The 20,371-nt window shown below is 58.1% G+C and carries 21 protein-coding genes; 13 read left to right on the forward strand and 8 right to left on the reverse strand.

The genetic code is table 11. From position 1 onward, the window contains the following. The 3 genes from ACUXAC_RS05305 to ACUXAC_RS05315 form a co-directional block, all read right to left on the reverse strand. Entirely contained in the window at nt 1–882 is an 882-nt protein-coding gene (locus tag ACUXAC_RS05305; protein ID WP_454266535.1) for a leucine-rich repeat domain-containing protein, read from the reverse strand. A gap of 85 nt (nt 883–967) precedes the next feature. Next, nucleotides 968–2,410, reverse strand: a complete 1,443-nt coding sequence (pyk, locus tag ACUXAC_RS05310; protein WP_019452801.1) for a pyruvate kinase — start codon at nt 2,408–2,410, stop codon at nt 968–970. 190 nt (nt 2,411–2,600) lie between these two features. Then, nucleotides 2,601–3,473, reverse strand: a complete 873-nt coding sequence (locus ACUXAC_RS05315) for a MurR/RpiR family transcriptional regulator (protein ID WP_038877144.1) — start codon at nt 3,471–3,473, stop codon at nt 2,601–2,603. Between the two features lie 448 nt (nt 3,474–3,921). Here ACUXAC_RS05315 and zwf point away from each other — a divergent pair, with 448 nt between their 5' ends. From zwf to mdtI, 4 genes are all read left to right on the forward strand, one after another. Next, nucleotides 3,922–5,397, forward strand: coding sequence for a glucose-6-phosphate dehydrogenase (gene zwf, locus ACUXAC_RS05320; protein WP_019452799.1), 1,476 nt, complete (start codon nt 3,922–3,924; stop codon nt 5,395–5,397). Between the two features lie 154 nt (nt 5,398–5,551). Beyond that, complete coding sequence (locus ACUXAC_RS05325) at nt 5,552–6,193, forward strand: bifunctional 4-hydroxy-2-oxoglutarate aldolase/2-dehydro-3-deoxy-phosphogluconate aldolase (protein ID WP_060439782.1); 642 nt, start codon at nt 5,552–5,554, stop codon at nt 6,191–6,193. Between the two features lie 552 nt (nt 6,194–6,745). Then, on the forward strand, nt 6,746–7,114 hold the full coding sequence (mdtJ, locus tag ACUXAC_RS05330) for a multidrug/spermidine efflux SMR transporter subunit MdtJ (protein WP_454266536.1): 369 nt from the start codon (nt 6,746–6,748) through the stop codon (nt 7,112–7,114). Further along, the gene (mdtI, locus tag ACUXAC_RS05335) at nt 7,101–7,430 is read left to right on the forward strand and encodes a multidrug/spermidine efflux SMR transporter subunit MdtI (RefSeq protein WP_016927446.1); all 330 of its coding nucleotides are present in this window, start codon (nt 7,101–7,103) and stop codon (nt 7,428–7,430) included. The genes mdtJ and mdtI overlap by 14 nt, the downstream gene beginning before the upstream one ends. Nucleotides 7,431–7,493: 63 nt before the next feature. Here mdtI and ACUXAC_RS05340 read toward each other — a convergent pair whose 3' ends face one another. After that, nucleotides 7,494–7,838: a RidA family protein gene (locus ACUXAC_RS05340; protein ID WP_015378124.1), complete on the reverse strand. Its 345-nt coding sequence runs from the start codon at nt 7,836–7,838 to the stop codon at nt 7,494–7,496. Nucleotides 7,839–7,971: 133 nt separating this feature from the next. On the opposite strand from ACUXAC_RS05340, the gene ACUXAC_RS05345 reads away from it, so the two are divergent. The 5 genes from ACUXAC_RS05345 (at nt 7,972) to rnd (ending at nt 14,461) form a co-directional block, all read left to right on the forward strand. Then, the gene (locus tag ACUXAC_RS05345) at nt 7,972–9,888 is read left to right on the forward strand and encodes an ATP-dependent DNA helicase (RefSeq protein WP_038877150.1); all 1,917 of its coding nucleotides are present in this window, start codon (nt 7,972–7,974) and stop codon (nt 9,886–9,888) included. A gap of 79 nt (nt 9,889–9,967) precedes the next feature. Next, nucleotides 9,968–10,669, forward strand: coding sequence for a tRNA (adenosine(37)-N6)-threonylcarbamoyltransferase complex dimerization subunit type 1 TsaB (gene tsaB, locus ACUXAC_RS05350; RefSeq protein WP_387441346.1), 702 nt, complete (start codon nt 9,968–9,970; stop codon nt 10,667–10,669). 100 nt (nt 10,670–10,769) lie between these two features. Further along, nucleotides 10,770–11,360 carry a Slp family lipoprotein gene (locus ACUXAC_RS05355; RefSeq protein ID WP_049271641.1) on the forward strand — a complete coding sequence of 197 codons (591 nt, stop codon included), beginning with the start codon at nt 10,770–10,772 and terminating at the stop codon, nt 11,358–11,360. 209 nt (nt 11,361–11,569) lie between these two features. Continuing rightward, nucleotides 11,570–13,258, forward strand: a complete 1,689-nt coding sequence (fadD, locus tag ACUXAC_RS05360; RefSeq protein WP_060439783.1) for a long-chain-fatty-acid--CoA ligase FadD — start codon at nt 11,570–11,572, stop codon at nt 13,256–13,258. A gap of 81 nt (nt 13,259–13,339) precedes the next feature. After that, nucleotides 13,340–14,461, forward strand: a complete 1,122-nt coding sequence (rnd, locus tag ACUXAC_RS05365) for a ribonuclease D (protein ID WP_038877158.1) — start codon at nt 13,340–13,342, stop codon at nt 14,459–14,461. Between the two features lie 237 nt (nt 14,462–14,698). Here rnd and minE read toward each other — a convergent pair whose 3' ends face one another. Genes minE through minC form a run of 3 tightly spaced genes read right to left on the reverse strand, consistent with a single transcriptional unit; the run spans nt 14,699 to nt 16,505 of the window. Then, nucleotides 14,699–14,968 carry a cell division topological specificity factor MinE gene (gene minE, locus ACUXAC_RS05370; protein WP_004932303.1) on the reverse strand — a complete coding sequence of 90 codons (270 nt, stop codon included), beginning with the start codon at nt 14,966–14,968 and terminating at the stop codon, nt 14,699–14,701. 3 nt (nt 14,969–14,971) lie between these two features. Next, the gene (minD, locus tag ACUXAC_RS05375) at nt 14,972–15,784 is read right to left on the reverse strand and encodes a septum site-determining protein MinD (RefSeq protein WP_016927452.1); all 813 of its coding nucleotides are present in this window, start codon (nt 15,782–15,784) and stop codon (nt 14,972–14,974) included. Nucleotides 15,785–15,809: 25 nt separating this feature from the next. Next, on the reverse strand, nt 15,810–16,505 hold the full coding sequence (minC, locus tag ACUXAC_RS05380; RefSeq protein WP_454266537.1) for a septum site-determining protein MinC: 696 nt from the start codon (nt 16,503–16,505) through the stop codon (nt 15,810–15,812). Between the two features lie 136 nt (nt 16,506–16,641). Between minC and ACUXAC_RS05385 the strand changes: the two genes are divergently transcribed. The 4 genes from ACUXAC_RS05385 to ACUXAC_RS05400 all read left to right on the forward strand — a co-directional run bounded on the left by ACUXAC_RS05385 (nt 16,642) and on the right by ACUXAC_RS05400 (nt 19,248). Next, complete coding sequence (locus ACUXAC_RS05385) at nt 16,642–16,914, forward strand: YcgL domain-containing protein (protein ID WP_004932294.1); 273 nt, start codon at nt 16,642–16,644, stop codon at nt 16,912–16,914. A gap of 28 nt (nt 16,915–16,942) precedes the next feature. Further along, nucleotides 16,943–17,965, forward strand: a complete 1,023-nt coding sequence (locus ACUXAC_RS05390; RefSeq protein WP_421114980.1) for a lytic murein transglycosylase — start codon at nt 16,943–16,945, stop codon at nt 17,963–17,965. Between the two features lie 58 nt (nt 17,966–18,023). Beyond that, on the forward strand, nt 18,024–18,680 hold the full coding sequence (locus tag ACUXAC_RS05395) for a fumarylacetoacetate hydrolase family protein (RefSeq protein WP_004932286.1): 657 nt from the start codon (nt 18,024–18,026) through the stop codon (nt 18,678–18,680). Nucleotides 18,681–18,801: 121 nt separating this feature from the next. Further along, nucleotides 18,802–19,248, forward strand: a complete 447-nt coding sequence (locus ACUXAC_RS05400) for a YcgN family cysteine cluster protein (RefSeq protein ID WP_025159803.1) — start codon at nt 18,802–18,804, stop codon at nt 19,246–19,248. A 102-nt stretch (nt 19,249–19,350) separates the two neighbouring features. Here the strand turns inward: ACUXAC_RS05400 and ACUXAC_RS05405 are convergent, their stop codons facing one another. After that, complete coding sequence (locus ACUXAC_RS05405; protein WP_387441337.1) at nt 19,351–20,112, reverse strand: aspartyl/asparaginyl beta-hydroxylase domain-containing protein; 762 nt, start codon at nt 20,110–20,112, stop codon at nt 19,351–19,353. Nucleotides 20,113–20,371 lie beyond the last annotated feature (259 nt).

The following is a 20,371-nucleotide window of genomic DNA, read 5'->3' on the forward strand; positions in this document are numbered from 1 at the left end:
TCAGATGTGCACCAGACAGCCGCGAGCCCGCAGGATGTCGACGACTTTAGGCGTGCGGGTGAAATCATTCCAGCGCAGGTCCAGCTTGCGCAGGCGGCTCAGTTCGCCGAGGCTTTCCGGCAGGTCGCTCAGGCGGTTGGCGCGCAGGTCCAGACTTCTCAGCGCCGTCAGCTGGCCGATATTTTCCGGCAGACGCGTCAGCTGATTGAAACGCAGGTTCAACTCGCTCAACCGCGGCAGCCGGCAGAAGGCCAGCGGCAGCTCGGCGATGGCATTGTTAGCTGCGTCGAGTATCTCCAGCTCACCGAGCTGAGCCATTTCCGCCGGCAGCGAAGTCAGGGCATTTTTCATGATATGCAGTTCGCGCAGCGCGCGCAGTTGCCCGATCTCGGCGGGCAGGCTGCCGATGCGGTTGTTGTATAAACGCAGCTCCTGCAATGCCGCAAGCCTCGGTATTGCCTGTGGTAAAGCGGTTAAATGGTTGTCGGTCGCGTTGAGGTAAACCAGCTGCTGCAGCTGCGCCAGCGAGCGCGGCAGCTCGCTAAAGCCGTTATCGCTCAGATAGAGGTATTTCAACCGATGCAGCTGCCCCAGTTCTTCGGGGAGTTCGCTTGCGCGATTGTGGCCAAAATCGAACATCTCGAGCTGTTGCAGCTGGCCAATCTCCGGCGGCAGGCGGTCGAGCTGATTACAGGAGATATTCAGCACCCGCAGATTTCGGTGCCGGAAGATCGAGGCGGGGAAGGCCGTCAGCTGATTGTCGTACAGGCTAATCTTGCGCAGCGCGTGGCCGGCTAACGGCGACTCGTCGAGCTGCGTCAGGCCGTGGCCGTCGAGATCGAGCTCATCAGCGCTCGCTGCGGGGTTGTGTTGGTGGAGCATGGCGTTCTCCGTCGTTTATGGCGATGTCAGCGCAAAAAAAATGCCGGCCAACGTGAGCCGGCCGGCATTTCGTCTGCGGCGTGAATTACTCGACGCGCAGGATACGGCTGGTATTGGTGGTACCGACGGTTTCCATCACGTCGCCCTGGGTGACGATCACCAGATCACCGGAGACCAGGAAACCTTTGTCGCGCAGGCGATTGACGGCTTCATTGGCGGCGATCACGCCGTCTTTGTGGCTATCGAAATACACCGGCGTCACGCCGCGATACAGCGCAGTCAGATTCAGCGTATGCTCATGACGCGACATGGCGAAGATCGGCAGGCCGGAGCTGATACGCGACATCATCAGCGCGGTGCGGCCAGATTCGGTCATGGCGATCAGCGCGGTGACGCCTTTCAGGTGGTTGGCCGCATACATCGAAGACATGGCGATCGCCTCTTCGATGTTGTCGAACTGCACGTCCAGACGGTGTTTGGAAACATTGATGCTCGGGATCTTCTCGGCGCCCAAACAAACGCGCGCCATCGCCGCCACGGTTTCCGCCGGGTATTGGCCGGCAGCGGTTTCTGCCGACAGCATCACGGCATCGGTACCGTCCAGCACGGCGTTGGCCACGTCCATGACTTCGGCGCGGGTTGGCATCGGGTTGGTGATCATAGACTCCATCATCTGGGTCGCGGTGATCACCGCACGGTTCAGGGTACGGGCACGGCGGATCAGTTTCTTCTGAATGCCGACCAGTTCCGGATCGCCGATTTCGACGCCCAGATCGCCACGGGCGACCATCACCACGTCGGAAGCCAGAATGATGTCGTCCATCGCTTCGTCGCTGCAGACCGCTTCGGCGCGCTCAACCTTGGACACGATCTTGGCGTTGCAGCCCGCGTCGCGCGCCAGGCGGCGAGCGTAGTTCAGGTCTTCACCGGTACGCGGGAAGGAGACCGCCAGGTAGTCGACGCCGATCTTGGCGGCGGTGACGATGTCTGCCTTGTCTTTTTCGGTCAGCGCTTCGGCCGACAGGCCGCCGCCGAGTTTGTTGATGCCTTTGTTGTTGGACAGCGGGCCGCCAACGGTGACTTCGGTAAACACTTTCATGCCCTGAACTTCGAGCACTTTCAGCTGAACGCGGCCGTCGTCGAGCAGCAGGACATCGCCCGGCACCACGTCGGCAGGCAGGCCTTTATAGTCGATACCGACTTTTTCTTTATCGCCTTCGCCTTTTGACAGGTTGGCGTCCAGCAGGAATTTATCGCCCACGTTGAGGAAGATTTTGCCTTCCTTGAAGGTGGATACGCGGATTTTCGGCCCTTGCAGATCGCCGAGGATAGCGACGTGACGTCCCAGTTTGGCGGCGATTTCACGCACTTTGTCAGCGCGAGCCTGGTGGTCTTCCGGGCTGCCGTGGGAGAAGTTAAGCCGAACTACGTTGGCGCCGGCGGCAATGATCTTTTCCAGATTATTGTCGCGGTCTGTAGCCGGACCCAGGGTGGTAACGATTTTGGTTCTTCTGAGCCGTCTGGACATGTATTACTCCGTTGACTGGTGAAGCAAATATTGGTGTTGCGATAAACGTCGGATAACGAAACCAGGCGTGAAATGTAATTTTACAACACTGATATTTCACCCGGGTTACCCGCATGAGCATGTTAACAGGGTACAGCCTCTGATGCCGTCATTCAAATGTCTGTTGAACGGCGATTTTTTCTTCGTCAGGTCACGAGTCAAAACTGTTGGGAATGACCACCCCTTTATCAAAGCGCGATTCTTTGAGCGCTTCTTTGACCCGCTTCAAGTTATCTCTGAATTTAGCCCCTCTGCGCAAGGTAAATCCGGTGGCGAGCACGTCAATGAGCGTTAATTGCGCGATCCGCGACACCATCGGCATATAAACGTCGGTGTCTTCGGGCACATCGAGCAGCAAAGGAAGGGTCGCCGCCTGAGCGAGCGGGGTGTCGCGCGAGGTGATAGCCAATACCGTGGCGTCGTTTTCTCGCGCCAGGTGAGCCATCTCCACCAGATTCTTGGTGCGGCCGGTGTGTGAGATCAATACCACCACGTCGCCTTCGCCGGAGTTCATGCAACTCATGCGTTGCATGACGATGTCATCGAAGTAGACCACCGGGATATTGAAGCGGAAAAATTTGTTCATCGCGTCGTGCGCCACCGCTGCGGAGGCGCCCAGGCCGAAGAAAGAGATCTTTTTTGCCTGGGTGAGCAGGTCAACCGCACGATTGATTGCGGCAATATCCAAATTTGCCTTTACTGTATCCAGGCTGGCCATGACCGATTCGAAGATCTTGCTGGTATAGGAATCGACGCTGTCGTCTTCCTCAACGTTACGGTTTACGTAGGGCGTGCCGTTAGCCAGGCTTTGGGCGAGGTGCAGTTTGAAATCGGGAAAGCCTTTGGTATCAAGGCGGCGGCAAAAGCGGTTGACGGTAGGTTCGCTGACGTCGGCCATGCGCGCCAGCGTGGCAATGCTGGAGTGAATGGCGGTCTGTGGGGAGGCCAGGATCACCTCGGCGACTTTCCTTTCAGATTTGCTCAGGAGTTCCAGATGGCTCTGGATTTTGTCCAGCGTATTCATATAACGAGAGTCACTCATGGTTTTATCCCTGTGGCTTTCAAGCAACAGCGCCGAATTTCGCCCGTGTTCGCCGCGCACGCAGACGCCAAACGAGCGGCTGTAACCTGGAATCGATAGGGTATGTCGATTTCAAACAAAGGAGAAATCAATGCCGGTTTAGTGAAAATATACTACGTGCTGGTAACCGTTGGCAGTCTCGACAGGGCGTATGCAGGCTTTTTTCACCAGAATATGACCTGTGTCTAACTTTCATAATGGTAACAGAGCGTCAAAAAAGACGAAAAATTACAGTTTTGCCCGCCTGTGCGGGCTCTGGCGCGCATTGGCGCTACCACTGGAATCTTGAGGTCTTTTTTCCTGCTTCTGCGCCGGGTTTGCTGGCCGTAGTCAAACAGAGTACATTAGTAATGTAAGAAAATTACAAATATCCTGCAACGAGGAGATGAACATGGCGGTAACCTCTACAGCCCAGGCGTGTGACCTGGTTATTTTCGGCGCGAAAGGTGATTTGGCGCGCCGTAAGCTGCTGCCTTCCCTGTACCAGTTAGAGAAAGCCGGACACATCCACCCGGATACGCGGATCATCGGCGTCGGCCGCGCGGAGTGGGATAAAAAAGCGTATACCGAAGTGGTCAAGGAAGCGCTTGGCACCTTCATGAAAGAAAAACTGGATGACGAACTCTGGGCCACGCTGAGCGCACGCCTGGACTTCTGCAATCTGGACGTCAATGACAGCAAGAACTTTACCAAACTGGGTAAAATGCTGGATCAGAAACACCGCACCACCATCAACTACTTCGCCATGCCGCCAAGCACCTTCGGCGCCATCTGCAAAGGGTTGGGCGAAGCCAAGCTGAATCATGAGCCAGCGCGCGTGGTAATGGAAAAGCCGTTGGGCACCGATCTGGCGTCCTCCCGCGTGATCAACGATCAGGTGGCGGAGTACTTCAACGAATCCCAGGTTTACCGTATCGACCACTATCTCGGCAAAGAGACGGTGCTGAACCTGTTGGCGCTGCGTTTCGCCAACTCGCTGTTCGCCTCCAACTGGGATAACCGCACCATCGATTCGGTGCAGATCACCGTGGCGGAAGAGGTGGGCATCGAAGGGCGTTGGGGTTACTTCGACCAGGCCGGCCAGATGCGCGACATGATCCAGAACCACCTGCTGCAGATCCTGACCATGATCGCCATGTCGCCGCCGGCGGATCTGACCACCGACCGTATCCGCGACGAAAAGGTGAAGGTGCTGCGCTCGCTGCGCCGTATCGATCAGACCAATGTACGGGAAACCACCGTGCGCGGTCAGTACACCGCCGGTTTCGTCCAGGGCAAGAAAGTGCCGGGTTATCTGGAAGAGGAAGGGGCGAACAAGAGCAGCAGCACCGAAACCTTCGTCTCCATCCGCGTGGATATCGACAACTGGCAGTGGGCCGGGGTGCCGTTCTATCTGCGTACCGGTAAACGCCTGCCGACCAAATGTTCGGAAGTGGTGGTGTACTTCAAAAACCCGCCGCTTAACCTGTTCAGCGATTCTTACCAGCAGCTGCCGCAGAACAAGCTGACCATCCGCCTGCAGCCGGACGAAGGCATCGAAATTCAGGTACTGAACAAGGTGCCGGGGCTGGATCACAAGCACCGTCTGCAGACCACCAAGCTGGACCTGAGCTTCTCGGAAACCTTCAACCAGGAGCACGTGGCGGACGCCTACGAGCGCCTGCTGCTGGAGACCATGCGCGGCATTCAGGCGCTGTTCGTGCGCCGCGATGAGGTGGAAGAGGCCTGGAAGTGGGTCGACTCCATCATGGACGCATGGAAAGCCGACAACGAGGCGCCTAAGCCTTATCAGGCGGGCACCTGGGGGCCGGTGGCCTCGGTGGCGATGATCACCCGCGACGGCCGTTCCTGGAACGAGTTCGAGTAATGCGCAATGCCGGCAGTCTGTCTGCCGGCTTTTTTTTGCCTGCGATCTGCGCGTGGGCCACATCACTTACGGTACGGCCGGACGTCCGCGCATTTGTGCGGAGCCCTGTGGCAGGGGCGTGCCATTGTTAACCGCGAGTAATGGAGAAATAACGATGAAAAACTGGAAAACCAGCGCCGAGCAGATCCTGACGGCGGGGCCGGTGGTGCCTGTTATCGTGATCAACAAGCTGGAGCAGGCGGTGCCGCTGGCGAAAGCGCTGGTTGCCGGCGGCGTGCGGGTGCTGGAGGTGACGTTGCGCACCGCCTGCGGGCTGGAGGCTATCCGCGCTATTGCCAACGAGGTGCCGGAGGCCATCATCGGCGCCGGTACGGTGATCAATCCGCAGCAGCTGCGGGAGGTGACCGAGGCGGGGGCGCAGTTCGCCATCAGCCCGGGGCTGACCGAAGCCTTGCTGCAGGCGGCGACGGCGGGGCCTATCCCGCTGATCCCGGGCATCAGCACCGTTTCCGAGCTGATGCAGGGTATGGATCACGGCCTGCGCGAATTCAAATTCTTCCCGGCGGAAGCCAACGGCGGCGTGAAGGCGCTGCAGGCGATCGGCGGCCCGTTCCCGCAGGTGCGTTTTTGCCCGACCGGTGGCATTACGCCAAACAACTACCGCGATTATTTGGCGTTGAAGAGCGTGCTTTGCATCGGCGGTTCCTGGCTGGTGCCGGCGGATGCGCTCGAAAACGGCGACTATGCGCGCATCACTGAACTGGCGCGCAGCGCCGTCAGCGGGGCTGCGTTGTAACCCGCACCGCGCCTGGGATTGGCGCATATTTGCGCACCCGCGATTATCGCAAGGCTCGACGCTTCGTTGAGCCTTTTTTAATTTTTATCGTGATTAACTTTCTTATTTTTAACCCGTTTTTTTCTGCTTTTTTATGAAAACGGCAGTTTGCTTTCTCATTTTGGCTGTGGTAAAAATATCTCAGTCGAAAATTTTACTTTTATGAGGATATTGGGCAAATCGCACGGTGTGCGGCTGATAATAGAGAACTATTATGATGACTATTAACGGAACTACCCTCAGAACCTCTACTTGCCAACTCTTCCTGTCTGCGATCCTTGCCAGTGAGCATCACTGGTGCAGCGAGCTATAGCGTCTTTCTCCCTTAACCGGTGCGGGTGGCGGGCTTAGGCCTTCACGCTACCGTTCAGCCGGGCAAACATTCTTTTTGCGTTTGGGTCAGTTTATCCCCAGGGATCTCTGCGTCTTGCGCGCCGCAATACGGCCGTTCGACGAGATAAATCGGGATAAATATGCCTTGGCGCGCGTTATTCGCCGTTTGGGAGAAAAATTATGATTTATTGGATCTTTTTAGGTTTGGCCATCATGACCGAAATCATCGGCACCTTGTCGATGAAATACGCCAGCGTCAATGGCGGCATGATCGGGCACATCGTGATGTACGTGATGATCACCGCGTCTTATGTGTTGCTGTCGGTGGCGGTAAAACGCGTGGCGCTGGGCGTGGCCTATGCGCTGTGGGAAGGCATCGGCATTCTGTTCATTACCCTGTTCAGCGTGCTGTGTTTCGACGAGCCGATCTCGGCGCTGAAGGTGCTGGGCCTGGCGACGCTGATCGCCGGCATCATGCTGGTGAAATCCGGCACCCGCAAAGAACGAAAACAGGTCAGCCCGCGAGGTGACAACCATGCAACAGTTTGAGTTGTACCACATTGGGTTCCTGGGACTGGCGATCGTGCTGGAAATCATCGCCAACATCTTCCTGAAGATGTCGGACGGCTTCCGTAAAATTTGGCTGGGGCTGCTGTCGCTGCTGTCGGTACTCGGCGCGTTCAGCGCCCTGGCGCAGGCGGTGAAGGGCATCGATCTGTCGATCGCTTATGCGCTGTGGGGCGGTTTCGGTATCGCCGCCACCATCGCCGCAGGCTGGATCATGTTCGGCCAGCGGCTGAACGCCAAAGGCTGGATTGGCCTGGCGCTGCTGCTGACGGGGATGGTGATCCTCAAACTGTCCTGATAGCCGGCAATAAAAAAACCGCAGGCGTAGCCGTCTGCGGTTTTTTTTCGTCTGCGCTCAGGCTTACAGCGCGGCGATGATTTTGATTTCCACCTTGTACTTCGGATTCATCAGCTGCGCCTGCACCGTGCAGCGCACCGGCGCGCTGCCGGCGACCACCCAGGCGTCCCAGGCGGCGTTCATCGCGGCGAAGTCGGCGGTGTTGGCCAGGAAGATGGTGGCATCCAGAATACGGCTTTTATCCGAACCGACGCGCGCCAGCAGCACGTCGATGGCGGCGAGGGCGTTGGCGGTCTGCGCGGTCGCGTCGTCGTCCAGGTTTTCCGGCACGCTGGTGTAGTAAACGGTCTCGTTGTGCACTACGGCCTCGGACCAGCGCTGATCGGGATCAATTCTTTCGATATTCATTTGCTTATCTCCATATCATAGTCGTGCTAAGGGTAGCACAGCCGGTCATGAAAATGCGCGGCGATAAAGTGGGTGGTAGCCGGGCGGCAGGCTTGGCATAATCACCGCTGAATGACACCGGCAGAGAGACAGCGTGACAGACGATTTTGCAACAGACGGCGCCTTGGCGCAGGCTATCAAGGGATTCAAACCGCGTGAGCCGCAGCGGCAGATGGCGCAAGCCGTTACCGAGGCGATCAATTTCAAGCAGGAGCTGGTGGTCGAAGCCGGCACCGGTACCGGCAAGACCTTCGCTTATTTGGCGCCGGCGCTGCGCGCCGATCGTAAAGTGATCATCTCGACCGGTTCGAAAGCGTTGCAGGATCAGCTGTATGCGCGCGATCTGCCTACCGTCGCCAAGGCGTTGAAGTACAAAGGCAAGCTGGCGCTGCTGAAGGGGCGCTCCAACTACCTGTGTCTGGAACGGCTGGAGCAGCAGTCGATGGCCGGCGGCGAACTGGCGGGGCAGACGCTGATCGATCTGGTGCAGCTGCGCAAGTGGTCGTCGCAGACCAAAGAGGGCGACATCAGCACCTGCAGCGAAGTGGCGGAAGACAGCTTCGTCTGGCCATTGGTGACCAGCACCAATGACAACTGCCTGGGGAGCGACTGCCCGCTGTATCAGGATTGCTTCGTGGTCAAGGCGCGTCGCCGCGCGATGGATGCGGATGTGGTGGTGGTGAACCATCACCTGTTCCTGGCGGATATGGTGGTGAAAGAGGGCGGTTTCGCCGAGCTGATCCCGGAAGCCGAGGTGATGATTTTCGACGAGGCGCACCAAATCCCCGACATCGCCAGCCAGTATTTCGGCCAGCAGCTCACCAGCCGCCAACTGTTGGATCTGGCGAAGGACATCACCATCGCCTACCGCACCGAGGTGCGCGACGCCGCTCAACTGCAAAAAAGCGCCGACCGTCTCAGCCTGAGCACGCAAGATTTTCGCCTGAATCTGGGCGAGCCGGGTTTTCGCGGCAATCTGCGCGACGTGCTCGGCGAACCCAACGTGCAGCGCGCTCTGTTGCTGCTCGATGATGCGCTGGAGCTGTGTTATGACGTGATGAAGCTGTCGCTGGGGCGTTCGGCGCTGCTGGACGCCGCCTTTGAACGCGCCACGCTGTACCGCGCGCGGCTCAAGCGGCTGAAGGCGGTGACGGAGCCGGGCTACAGCTATTGGTATGAATGCAACTCGCGCCACTTCGTGCTGGCGCTGACGCCGCTGACGGTGGCCGATCGGTTCCGCGAAATGCTGGACGACAAGCCGGGCAGTTGGATCTTTACCTCGGCCACGCTGTCGGTCAATGACCAGCTGGGTCATTTCACCGAACGGCTGGGGCTGACCAAGGCCAAAACGCTGCTGTTGCCGAGCCCGTTCGACTATGCCAAACAGGCGTTGCTGTGCGTGCCGCGCTTTTTGCCTTCGCCGAATCAGCCCGGCGGGGCCCGCCAGCTGGCGCGCATGCTGCGGCCATTAATCGAAGCCAACAACGGCCGCTGCTTCTTCTTATGCACCTCGCACCAGATGATGCGCGAGTTGGCGGAAGAGTTCCGCGCCACCATGACGCTGCCGGTGCTGTTGCAAGGGGAAACCAGCAAAGGGCAGCTGCTGGCGCAGTTCGTCGCCGCCGGTAACGCGCTGCTGGTGGCGACCAGCAGCTTCTGGGAGGGGGTGGACGTGCGCGGCGATGCGCTGTCCTGCGTCATCATCGATAAACTGCCGTTTACTTCACCGGACGATCCGCTGCTGAAGGCGCGCATTGAAGATTGCCGCCTGCGCGGCGGTGACCCGTTCAATGACGTGCAGTTGCCGGATGCGGTCATCACCCTGAAACAGGGCGTCGGCCGCTTGATCCGCGACACCGACGACCGCGGCGTGCTGGTGATTTGCGATAACCGTCTGGTAATGCGGCCTTATGGCGAGGTGTTTCTCAACAGCCTGCCGCCCACGCCGCGCACCCGCGATCTGAAGCAGGCCATCGCCTTCCTGCAGGCCGCCGATGCGTCGGCCACGTGAAAGATGAAGGGCTTACGGGGCTGTGCTACAATGCGCGCCCTGTATGAAAAACCCAGTTTTATTCCCGCCAGAGGTTGGCATGTCCACGCGAATTTTAGCGATCGATACCGCGACGGAAGCCTGTTCCGTCGCCGTCTGGAATCAAGGCGAAATCCACGCCCTGTTTGAGCTGTGCCCACGCGAGCATACGCAACGAATTTTACCTATGGTACAGCAGGTGCTGGCGGAATCCGGTCTGGCGCTCAACCAGCTCGATGCGCTGGCCTTCGGTCGCGGCCCCGGCAGCTTTACCGGGGTGCGCATCGGCATCGGCATCGCTCAGGGCCTGGCGCTGGGTGCCGATCTGCCGATGATTGGCGTTTCTACGCTGCAAACCATGGCGCAGGGCGCCTGGCGCGTCAGCGGCGCGGAGCGCGTGCTGGCGGCGATCGATGCGCGTATGGGGGAAGTCTACTGGGGGCAGTTCGAACGCCAGGTGGACGGCAGCTGGTTGGAAAGCGAAGGCGAGGCCGTGCTGTCGCCGGCGCAGGCGCTGGAGCGTGCGCAGCGCCTGCAGGGCGAATGGGCCCACGTCGGTACCGGCTGGCAAACCTATCCCGACCTGGTCAACGGTTCAACCCTGAGCGTACGCGACGGCCAAATGCTGTTGCCGCAGGCGCAAGACATGCTGCCGCTGGCGCTATACGCCTGGCAACAGGGGGTGGCGGTGGCGGTGGAAAACGCCGAGCCCACCTATCTACGCAATGAAGTGACCTGGAAAAAACTGCCGGGCCGCGAGTAATCGCGGCGTATTGTGCTGTTGTTGATGCCGGGCGACGAAAGCCTGCAACTTGAACGATGAAACGCGGTCAAAGTTACAGGCATTTCAGGAGATTGCGACCATGTTAATCCGCACTGCAAGTAAAAAGCTGTCGCTGCTGGCCGTCGCCTGCGGCGCGCTGGTTCTGACCGGGTGCGTCACCGTACCGGATGCGATCAAAGGCTCCAGCCCCTCGCCGGTGACTCAGCTTTCCTCGGTACAAAATGCACCGAACCTGTTTACCGGCGCGGAAGCCCGCTTCGGCGGCACCGTGGTCAACGTCGCCAACGAGCAAGGGCGCACGGTGCTGGAGATTGCGGCGGTGCCGCTCGACAGCGGTGCGCGGCCGATACTGGGCGAACCGTCGCGCGGCCGCTTGCTGGCCACGGTAAACGGCTTCCTCGAACCGGTTGATTTCAAAGGCCAGTTGGTGACCGTCGTCGGCCCTATTACCGGGCTGAAAGAGGGGCGGATCGGCATGACGCCGTATCGCTTCGTGACGATGAACGTGACCGGTTTCAAACGCTGGCATCTGGTGCAGCAGGTGGTGATGCCGCCGGCGCCGATGGGCCCCTGGGGCTGGCGTGGTGGCCCGTGGGGACCCGGTTGGGGGGCAGGCTATGGCTGGTATAACCCTGGCCCGGCACAGGTGCAAACCATCGTAACCGAGTAGCATACGCTTGATGTGAACAAATTTGACAGGGCGGCTCAGGCCGCCTTTTTGTTTTTTGGGATAAGGAATATCCGACAATTAGTGACGTACATCGCAACCTGAATAATGTTTAAAACCCGAACTGGTCTGCTGAGTTAAAATATTGTTATGGTTAGGCTGCGAGTTTGAGGGCTGCGATGATAATTAGTAATGATTTCAGGAGTAATACCTTGGATAAGGTCTGGTTAAAACGGTATCCGGCAGATGTGCCCGCAGAGATTGATGCCGATCGCTATTCGTCGTTGATCGAAATGTTTGAGCATGCCGTGCAGCGCTATGCCGATCAGCCCGCCTTTATCAACATGGGCGAGGTGATGACCTTCCGCAAACTGGAAGAACGCAGCCGCGCTTTCGCGGCTTACCTGCAAAATGAACTGGGCCTGAAGAAGGGCGACCGCGTCGCGCTGATGATGCCAAACCTGTTGCAATACCCCATCGCGCTGTTCGGCATTCTGCGCGCCGGCATGGTGGTGGTCAACGTCAACCCGCTGTATACCCCGCGCGAGCTGGAGCACCAGTTGAACGACAGCGGTGCCAGCGCCATCGTCATCGTCTCCAACTTTGCCCATACGCTGGAAAAAGTGGTGTTCAACACCCAGGTCAAACACGTGATCCTGACGCGCATGGGCGATCAGCTTTCGGCCGCCAAAGGCACGCTGGTCAACTTCGTGGTCAAGTACGTTAAGCGCCTGGTACCGAAATACAACCTGCCGGACGCCATTTCATTCCGCAGCGCGCTGCAGCGCGGCCGGCGTCTGCAATATGTGAAACCGGACATCATTAATGCCGATCTGGCCTTCCTGCAATACACCGGTGGCACCACCGGGGTGGCAAAGGGCGCGATGCTGACGCACCGCAACATGCAGGCCAACCTCGAGCAGGCCAAAGCTGCCTATTCGCCGCTGTTCCGTGAAGGGCAGGAACTGGTGGTGACGGCGTTGCCGCTCTACCATATTTTCGCGCTGACGGTGAACTGCCTGCTGTTTATCGACCTGGGCGGGCGCAATTTGCTGATCACCAACCCGCGCGATATTCCGGGGCTGGTGAAAGAACTCGGCAAATATCCGTTCACCGCCATGAGCGGGGTCAATACCTTGTTCAACGCGTTGCTGAACAACGAAGATTTCCACAAGCTCGATTTCTCTACGCTGCGTTTCTCGGTCGGCGGCGGCATGTCGGTGCAAAAAGCGGTGGCCGAGAAGTGGGAGAAAACCACCGGCAAACACCTGCTGGAAGGCTATGGCCTGACGGAGTGCGCGCCGCTGGTGGCCGGTAACCCTTACGATCTGAAACACTACAGCGGCAGTATCGGTTTGCCGGTGCCGTCGACGGACATTCGGCTGGTGGACGACAACGGTCACGATGTGCCGCCGGGTGAACCCGGCGAACTGTGGGTCAAAGGGCCGCAAGTTATGTTAGGCTATTGGCAGCGCCCGGAAGCCACCGATGAAGTGCTGAAAGACGGCTGGCTGGCGACCGGTGATGTGGTGACCGTAGACGAACAAGGATTTGTGCGCATCGTCGATCGTAAGAAAGATATGATCCTGGTCTCCGGTTTCAACGTTTACCCGAACGAAATCGAGGACGTGGTCAGCCAGCATCCGAAGGTGCTGGAATGTGCGGCGATCGGCGTGCCCAGCGAAGTCTCCGGCGAAACGGTGAAGATCTGCGTGGTGAAGAAAGACGCTTCGCTGACCAAGGAAGAGCTGTTGACCCATTGCCGTCGCCACCTGACCGGGTATAAAGTGCCTAAAATTGTTGAGTTCCGCGATGAACTGCCGAAGTCGAACGTCGGCAAGATTCTGCGGCGAGAACTGCGTGATGAGCAAAAAACACCGAAGCCGGCCGATGCCGCCTAGGTGTCGCTCTCGCGCCTGACTATCAACAACGCCGGTGAATGCCGGCGTTGTTGTGTTTGAATCCTACAAGAGAATGATGTTTTGAATTATCAGTTGATCACTACCGATGCCGGATTGCAGCAGGTCTGCGAGCAGGCGAGAAAGCATGCCCAGATTGCGCTGGACACCGAGTTTGTCAGAACGCGCACCTACTATCCGCAGCTGGGCCTGATCCAGCTCTACGACGGTGAACAACTCTCCCTCATCGATCCTCTGCCGATCAAGCAATGGCAGCCGTTTGTCGACCTGCTGGCCGACACCGCCGTGGTGAAGTTCCTGCATGCCGGCAGTGAAGATCTCGAAGTGTTTCTCAACGCCTTTAAAACGCTGCCGACGCCGATGGTCGATACCCAGATCCTGGCGGCCTTTACCGGCCGGCCGCTCTCCTGTGGCTTCGCGACGCTGGTGGCGGAGTACATGAAGGTTGAGCTGGACAAGAGCGAGTCGCGCACCGACTGGCTGGCGCGTCCGCTGACTGAAAGGCAGTGCGTGTACGCGGCTGCCGACGTGTTCTATCTGCTGCCGATGGCCAAACAGCTGGTGCAGGAGACGGAAGAGGCCGGTTGGACCGCGGCGGCCAATAACGAGTGTCTGCTGCTGTGCCAGCGCCGTAGCGAGACGCTGGCGCCGGCATTGGCCTACCGCGAAATCAGCAACGCCTGGCAGCTGCGCCCGCGTCAGCTCGGTTGTCTGCAGAAGCTGGCGGAATGGCGGCTGCGCCAGGCACGCGAGCGCGATCTGGCGGTGAACTTCGTGGTGCGTGAGGAAAACTTGTGGCAGGTGGCGCGCTATATGCCGTCTTCGCTGGGAGAACTGGATTCGCTGGGCCTGAGCGGGCCGGAGATCCGTTATCACGGTAAAACGCTGCTGGCGCTGGTGGCGGAAGCCGAAGCGCTGGAAGAATCCGAGTTGCCGGCGCCGTTGGCTAACCTTATCGATCAGCCGGGCTACAAGAAGGTGTTCAAAGACATCAAGGCGGCGATCGCTGCCGTCAGCGAGCAAAGCGGGTTGAGCAGCGAACTGCTGGCATCCCGTCGCCAAATTAACCAATTGCTGAACTGGCATTGGAAACTGAAGGACGGCGAAAGTCGCCCTGAATTAATCAGCGGCTGGCGCGGCGATCTATTAATGGCACCGCTGCAGGACATCCTGAAAGATTATTAATCGCTGATTATCACCAGGGCAGGGTAGGGAAACTCTGCTCGGGTGAATATAGGCAGGAAATAATGCGTTGAAGGTAAATCTGGCCAGAATTTACTTTAAACGAGGCGGCGGCAAAGTTAATTGGGAATTGTCCCAAAGGGAAAAATCACTTTTTTGCTGGCGATAAAGCTTAATGACTGGATGCACATACAGTTACCCCCTGCATAAAATATACAGGGGGTAATTAATGCGTCGCAATCATTTAGCTGCTTCTTCCGATTCCGGTAATGTCACGTTAAGTTCAAGTACCGAAATATCGTCCCCTTTCTGCTCGAATTGCACGTGCAGCATTTCAGGATCGATCTGAATGTATTTGCAAATAACCGCCAGAATATCGCGTTTCAGATCAGGCAGATACGGGGGCTCACTGTCCCCGCGACGACGCTCTGCGACGATAATCTGCAGCCGTTCCTTGGCTATATTGGCTGTCTGTTTTTTGCGGGACAGAAAGAAGTCTAATAAGGCCATGGTTTATCCCCCAAAAAGGCGTTTCAGGAAACCCTTCTTCTCTTCTTCAATGAAGCGGAATGGGCGTTCTTCCCCCAACAAGCGGCAAACAGTATCGTCGTACGCCTTACCGGCGTCTGACTCGGCATCCAGAATGACAGGCTCACCCTGGTTGGAAGCGCGCAGCACGGACTGGTCTTCCGGAATCACACCCACCAGTGGAATGCGCAGGATTTCCAGCACATCTTCCATGCTCAGCATGTCGCCACGGCTGACGCGGCCCGGGTTGTAACGGGTCAGCAGCAGGTGTTCCTTGATTGGCGATTCGCCTTTCTCGGCGCGGCGTGACTTGGAAGAGAGGATGCCCAGGATACGGTCGGAGTCGCGTACCGAAGACACTTCCGGGTTGGTGGTGATGATAGCTTCGTCGGCGAAGTACAGCGCCATCAGCGCACCGGTTTCGATACCGGCCGGTGAATCGCACACCACGAAGTCAAAATCCATCTCGCCGAGATCGTTGAGAATTTTTTCAACGCCTTCGCGGGTCAACGCGTCTTTGTCGCGCGTCTGCGAAGCAGGCAGGATATAGAGGTTTTCAGTGCGTTTGTCTTTGATCAACGCCTGATTCAGCGTGGCATCGCCCTGAATCACGTTCACGAAATCATACACTACCCGACGTTCGCAGCCCATGATCAGGTCAAGATTACGCAGGCCGATATCGAAATCGATCACGACGGTTTTCTTGCCTTTCTGGGCCAGGCCGGTAGCGATGGCCGCGCTCGAAGTGGTCTTGCCAACGCCCCCTTTACCCGATGTAACAACAATAATGCGTGCCATGAAATGGATTCCTTGTCAAAAGGGCTTAGTTTAAAGGTTGTATGGTTAAAGCGTTATCCAGCAGGCTGAGTCGTACGGCCTGCCCGACGTAATCGGACGGGATTTGGTCGCTCAACCAGTACTGCCCTGCGATAGAGACTAGCTCAGCCGCCAGGTGGGTGCAAAAAATCTGACATTGCGTGTCGCCTGACGCGCCTGCCAGTGCGCGACCGCGCATCATGCCGTAGACATGAATGTTGCCGTCGGCAATCAATTCGGCGCCGGCGCTGACGCTGTTGGTCACGATAAGATCGCAGTTGCGGGCGTAAATCTGTTGGCCGGAACGGACAGGCGTGCTGATGATACGCGTTTTAGCGGGGGCGTTATCCGCCGCCACGGGCGCAGGCGCAGGCTCCGGCGGCGCCATCTTCTGGCCTTTGCCTTCGCTCAGCAGCGGCAGCCCGGCACGGGCTATCGCGCGCTTTTGACGCTCATCTCTGCAACCGCTGATACCCACAACGCGCAGACCTGCTGCCGCGACAGCCTGTTGAAGTTCTTTCCAGTTCGCATCGCCATCCAGCGTTGCGACGTTGATAACAACAGGGGCGTTTTTCAGAAAAGCGGGCGCTTGCTCAACTTTTTCCTGTAACGCCTGACGTATTACCTCAGGCTGCGAATTATGCAAATGAACAACCGATAGGGTAAAACTGCTGCCTTTTAGCTCAATTGGCGATTGTGACATCTATCCTGACTCAGTCTCAGCAACTTTAAATCCCCGGAATACCACTCGGGGTGCGATATTCCGATGTACTATAAGCATGTTATAGTCAGAGTTATATCCAGGCAAGACGCTCCCTCAATTAAATAGAGTTAAAAAAATGCTTTGTGTGATCTATAGAAGCCCGAAACGCGATCAAACTTATCTTTATGTCGAAAAAAAAGACGATTTCTCTCGTGTGCCGGAAGAGCTGATGAAAAGTTTCGGCGTGCCGCAATTCGCCATGATGCTTTCGCTCGATGAGCGCAAGAAATTGGCCTCGGCGGATATCGAAAAGGTGAAGCAGGCGTTGAAAGACGAAGGCTATTACCTGCAGTTCCCGCCGCCGGTAGAAAACCTGCTCAATCAGCATCTGGCGGGCGACAAGGCCTGAGACGGCGGCCACGGCCAGGGGAGGCGCGATGACACGTTCGGCGAGAAGAACCGTATTGGCCGCCTGGCTGGCGCTGGGCGGTGTTCTGATACCGGGCGCACCGCAGGCGGCACAGGAGGCGACGCTGGCGGCGAGCGGCCGGGATCCGGCGCAGTTTCCGGCGTATGTCGAGCAACTCAAGCGCCAGGCGCGGGAGCAGGGCATCAGCCAGAGCACCCTTGACCGTGCTTTTGCGCAAATACATTTCGTCGATCGGGTGATCAAGGCCGATCGCAATCAGCCGGAGCAGAAGATTACCCTGGATGACTACCTGCGGCGTGTAATGTCGCCCGCCAAGGTGCGCCAGGGGCGCGAACTGTACCGGCAGCGCCAGGCGCAATGGACGCGCGCCAGCGAGCGCTATCGGGTGCCGGGGCGCTATATCATCGCGCTGTGGGGCATGGAAAGCGCCTACGGTAAGATTCAGGGGCGGGAAGACGTGGTGTCCGCGCTGGCGACGCTGGCGTTTGAAGGGCGCCGCGAGGCCTTTTTCAGCCAGGAGCTGATGGCGGCGTTGCAGATAGTCGAGCAGGGGCACGTCGGCGATACGCCCCTGAAAGGCTCCTGGGCCGGCGCAATGGGGCAATGCCAGTTTATGCCGAGCTCTTTCTTGCGCTACGCGGCGGACGGCGACGGTGACGGGCGCATCGATATCTGGAACAACACTGATGATGTCTTCGCGTCTACGGCCAGTTATTTGTCCAAAGAAGGCTGGCAGGCCGGCATCGGCTGGGGGCGCGAGGTCAAATTGCCCGCCGGTTTCAATCGGGCCGAGCTGGGGTTGAAAGACGCGCAGGCGCGCAGCGTCAACGCCTGGCAACAACGCGGGGTGCGTCGTGCGGATGGCAGTGCCTTGCCGCACGCTGTTCAGCGCGGTTGGATCATCGCGCCGGATGATCTGCAGGGGCGGACGTTCCTGGTCTATGATAATTTTCGCACCCTCATGCACTGGAATCGCTCTTACTATTTCGCCCTCGCCGTGGGTATGATGGCGGACGCGATCGGGCATTGATCCGGCACACCAATAATCGGCTTGGCGCGCCAAGCCTCTACAGTTTGGGAGAAGCGGTATGTATCAACATAGAGACTGGCAGGGTTCGCTGCTCGATTTCCCGGTGAACAAGGTGGTCTGCGTCGGCAGTAACTACGCCGATCACATCAAGGAAATGGGCAGCGCGGTTTCCGTCGAGCCGGTGGTGTTCATCAAACCGGAAACGGCGCTGTGCGACATTCGCCAGCCGGTGGCCATCCCCAAAGAGTTCGGTGCGGTGCATCATGAGGTGGAGCTGGCGGTACTGATCGGCACGCCGTTGAAACAGGCCAACGAAGACCGCGTTGCGCGGGCGATCGCCGGCTACGGTGTGGCGCTCGATCTGACGCTGCGCGATCTGCAGGCGGGCTTTAAAAAAGCCGGTCAGCCTTGGGAAAAGGCCAAGGCCTTCGACGGTTCCTGCCCGATGTCGGGGTTTATCCCGGTGGCGGAATTCGGCGATCCGCAAAATGCCGAGCTGTCGCTGACCGTTAACGATCAACTGCGCCAGCAGGGTAATACGCGTGACATGATCACGCCGATCCTGCCGCTTATCAGCTACATGAGCCGTTTCTTCACGCTGCGCGCCGGCGACATCATCCTGACCGGCACGCCGCAGGGCGTGGGCCCGATGGCCTCCGGCGACATGCTGAAAATCAGCCTGAACGGCAAAACGCTCAGCACCCGCGTGATCTGATCTCTCTTGCCGCCGGCGCCGTCGGCGGCAAAGCTTGCATCTTGTGGCTAAAATGTCTATATAGTCCCCCCTCGAACCTGTGCGCAGGTGACTTATCCATTTACCGAAACCGGACGCTAACATGTCACAACTCGCTTTTTGGCAACAGAAAACGCTGGCGGAAATGTCAGAACAAGAGTGGGAATCGCTGTGCGACGGGTGCGGGCAATGCTGTTTGAATAAGCTGATCGACGAAGATACCGACGAGATTTATTTTACCAACGTAGCCTGCAACCAGCTCAACATCAAATCCTGCCAATGTCGTAACTATGAGCGGCGCTTCGAGCTGGAAGAGGACTGCATCAAACTGACGCGCGAGAACCTCACGACCTTCGATTGGTTGCCGCCGACCTGCGCCTATCGCCTGATCGGTGAAGGCAAACCGCTGTTCCCTTGGCACCCGCTGCTGAGTGGCTCCAAGGCGGCGATGCACGGCGAGCGCATCACGGTGCGGCATATCGCGGTGCGCGAGAGCGAAGTCGTGGACTGGCAGGATCATATCCTCAACAAGCCGGACTGGGCCAGGTAACGTCACCCCAGGGCAGCAAGAGGGCGGCGTATTCAGACATTCCGCCCTCTGCGCTATCTGGCGCGCTACCGACGGCCGCGGGGTTATGGCATAACCGCCACTTCACGCTTTTTTATCGCGGCGATGCCAGTTCGCCAGATTTTTCAGCGGCTGCTTCACATACGGGCTGGCTTTGATCAGGCTGAACAGCAGTTTATTCACCGCCGTACCCACCTTGTCCATCGGCCGGTCGATATCGAGAAACAGTACCGCACGCAGCTCGTCGGTGTCGTTGCGGACCTCGTGCTCGTAGGAATCATCAAACAGAATCACTTTGCCCTCATCCCAGTGCAGGATCTGATCGTCAACGCGGATCCACAGCTTTTCCCGATCCTTTGGCACGATCAACCCCAGGTGCGCACGCACCACGGCACGGGTCGGGCCCTTGTGGGGCACGATGTGATAGTGCGGTTTAAGAATCGAAAACATCGCGGTGCGCATGCCGGGGATCTCGCTGACCGCCTGTGCGGTGCGCGGGCAAATGGCGCAGTTCTCATCAACCCGCTGCCCGTAGACAAACAGCCCGAAAGTTTTCCAGTTATCCCCTTTAGAGATGCGTTTCTGAGCCGGCGATATTTGGTGGAACGCGGGAATATCTTCCGGGTGCTCCAGCAGCCGATCCAACTCCTCCCGAATTGCCGGCCAATGGGCTTCCAGCGTGGCCACCCAGTTAAATTCATGATTACCGATCTGCGGCGTAGTCGAGATTAGCGAATGACGGGTCTGAAATTCGCCGTTCCAGCGCAGGAATCTTTTCCCGGCTTTAAGCAGCAGGCGGCGCAGGAGGGGGCGCTGAGATGCAGGGGGCAATGCGGTATCCGGCATAGAATCGTGTCCTTGATGTCATTGACGTTATGCAGTCAGCCAGAGACAGGGCCTGGCTCACCGAAAGAAAGGGTGAAAATCACAACGTCATTTAGCATAAGGAAAGCATCGCGAATGATTTTAATCATTAGTGCGCGAACGGTGAGCGGGCCTTGGGATAAAGGGGAAGGAAGGAAAAAAGCCCCTGCAAAGATGAGGGGCAAGACACACAACAACACCAGGGAAATCGGTAATACTCACTTTGCCGATACTATAAGGA

It is taken from the genome of Serratia sp. 121840015-1, from assembly GCF_053627655.1.

Coding starts and splice junctions, on each gene's coding strand:
- tsaB (WP_387441346.1), top strand. CDS start 9,968: ATGTCCACGCGAATTTTAGCGATCGATACCGCGACGGAAGCCTGTTCC.
- ACUXAC_RS05355 (WP_049271641.1), top strand. CDS start 10,770: ATGTTAATCCGCACTGCAAGTAAAAAGCTGTCGCTGCTGGCCGTCGCC.
- ACUXAC_RS05400 (WP_025159803.1), top strand. CDS start 18,802: ATGTCACAACTCGCTTTTTGGCAACAGAAAACGCTGGCGGAAATGTCA.
- minC (WP_454266537.1), bottom strand. CDS start 16,505: ATGTCACAATCGCCAATTGAGCTAAAAGGCAGCAGTTTTACCCTATCG.
- ACUXAC_RS05405 (WP_387441337.1), bottom strand. CDS start 20,112: ATGCCGGATACCGCATTGCCCCCTGCATCTCAGCGCCCCCTCCTGCGC.
- ACUXAC_RS05305 (WP_454266535.1), bottom strand. CDS start 882: ATGCTCCACCAACACAACCCCGCAGCGAGCGCTGATGAGCTCGATCTC.
- ACUXAC_RS05325 (WP_060439782.1), top strand. CDS start 5,552: ATGAAAAACTGGAAAACCAGCGCCGAGCAGATCCTGACGGCGGGGCCG.
- minD (WP_016927452.1), bottom strand. CDS start 15,784: ATGGCACGCATTATTGTTGTTACATCGGGTAAAGGGGGCGTTGGCAAG.
- ACUXAC_RS05340 (WP_015378124.1), bottom strand. CDS start 7,838: ATGAATATCGAAAGAATTGATCCCGATCAGCGCTGGTCCGAGGCCGTA.
- ACUXAC_RS05390 (WP_421114980.1), top strand. CDS start 16,943: ATGACACGTTCGGCGAGAAGAACCGTATTGGCCGCCTGGCTGGCGCTG.
- ACUXAC_RS05395 (WP_004932286.1), top strand. CDS start 18,024: ATGTATCAACATAGAGACTGGCAGGGTTCGCTGCTCGATTTCCCGGTG.
- ACUXAC_RS05385 (WP_004932294.1), top strand. CDS start 16,642: ATGCTTTGTGTGATCTATAGAAGCCCGAAACGCGATCAAACTTATCTT.
- mdtJ (WP_454266536.1), top strand. CDS start 6,746: ATGATTTATTGGATCTTTTTAGGTTTGGCCATCATGACCGAAATCATC.
- ACUXAC_RS05315 (WP_038877144.1), bottom strand. CDS start 3,473: ATGAATACGCTGGACAAAATCCAGAGCCATCTGGAACTCCTGAGCAAA.
- mdtI (WP_016927446.1), top strand. CDS start 7,101: ATGCAACAGTTTGAGTTGTACCACATTGGGTTCCTGGGACTGGCGATC.
- pyk (WP_019452801.1), bottom strand. CDS start 2,410: ATGTCCAGACGGCTCAGAAGAACCAAAATCGTTACCACCCTGGGTCCG.
- minE (WP_004932303.1), bottom strand. CDS start 14,968: ATGGCCTTATTAGACTTCTTTCTGTCCCGCAAAAAACAGACAGCCAAT.
- zwf (WP_019452799.1), top strand. CDS start 3,922: ATGGCGGTAACCTCTACAGCCCAGGCGTGTGACCTGGTTATTTTCGGC.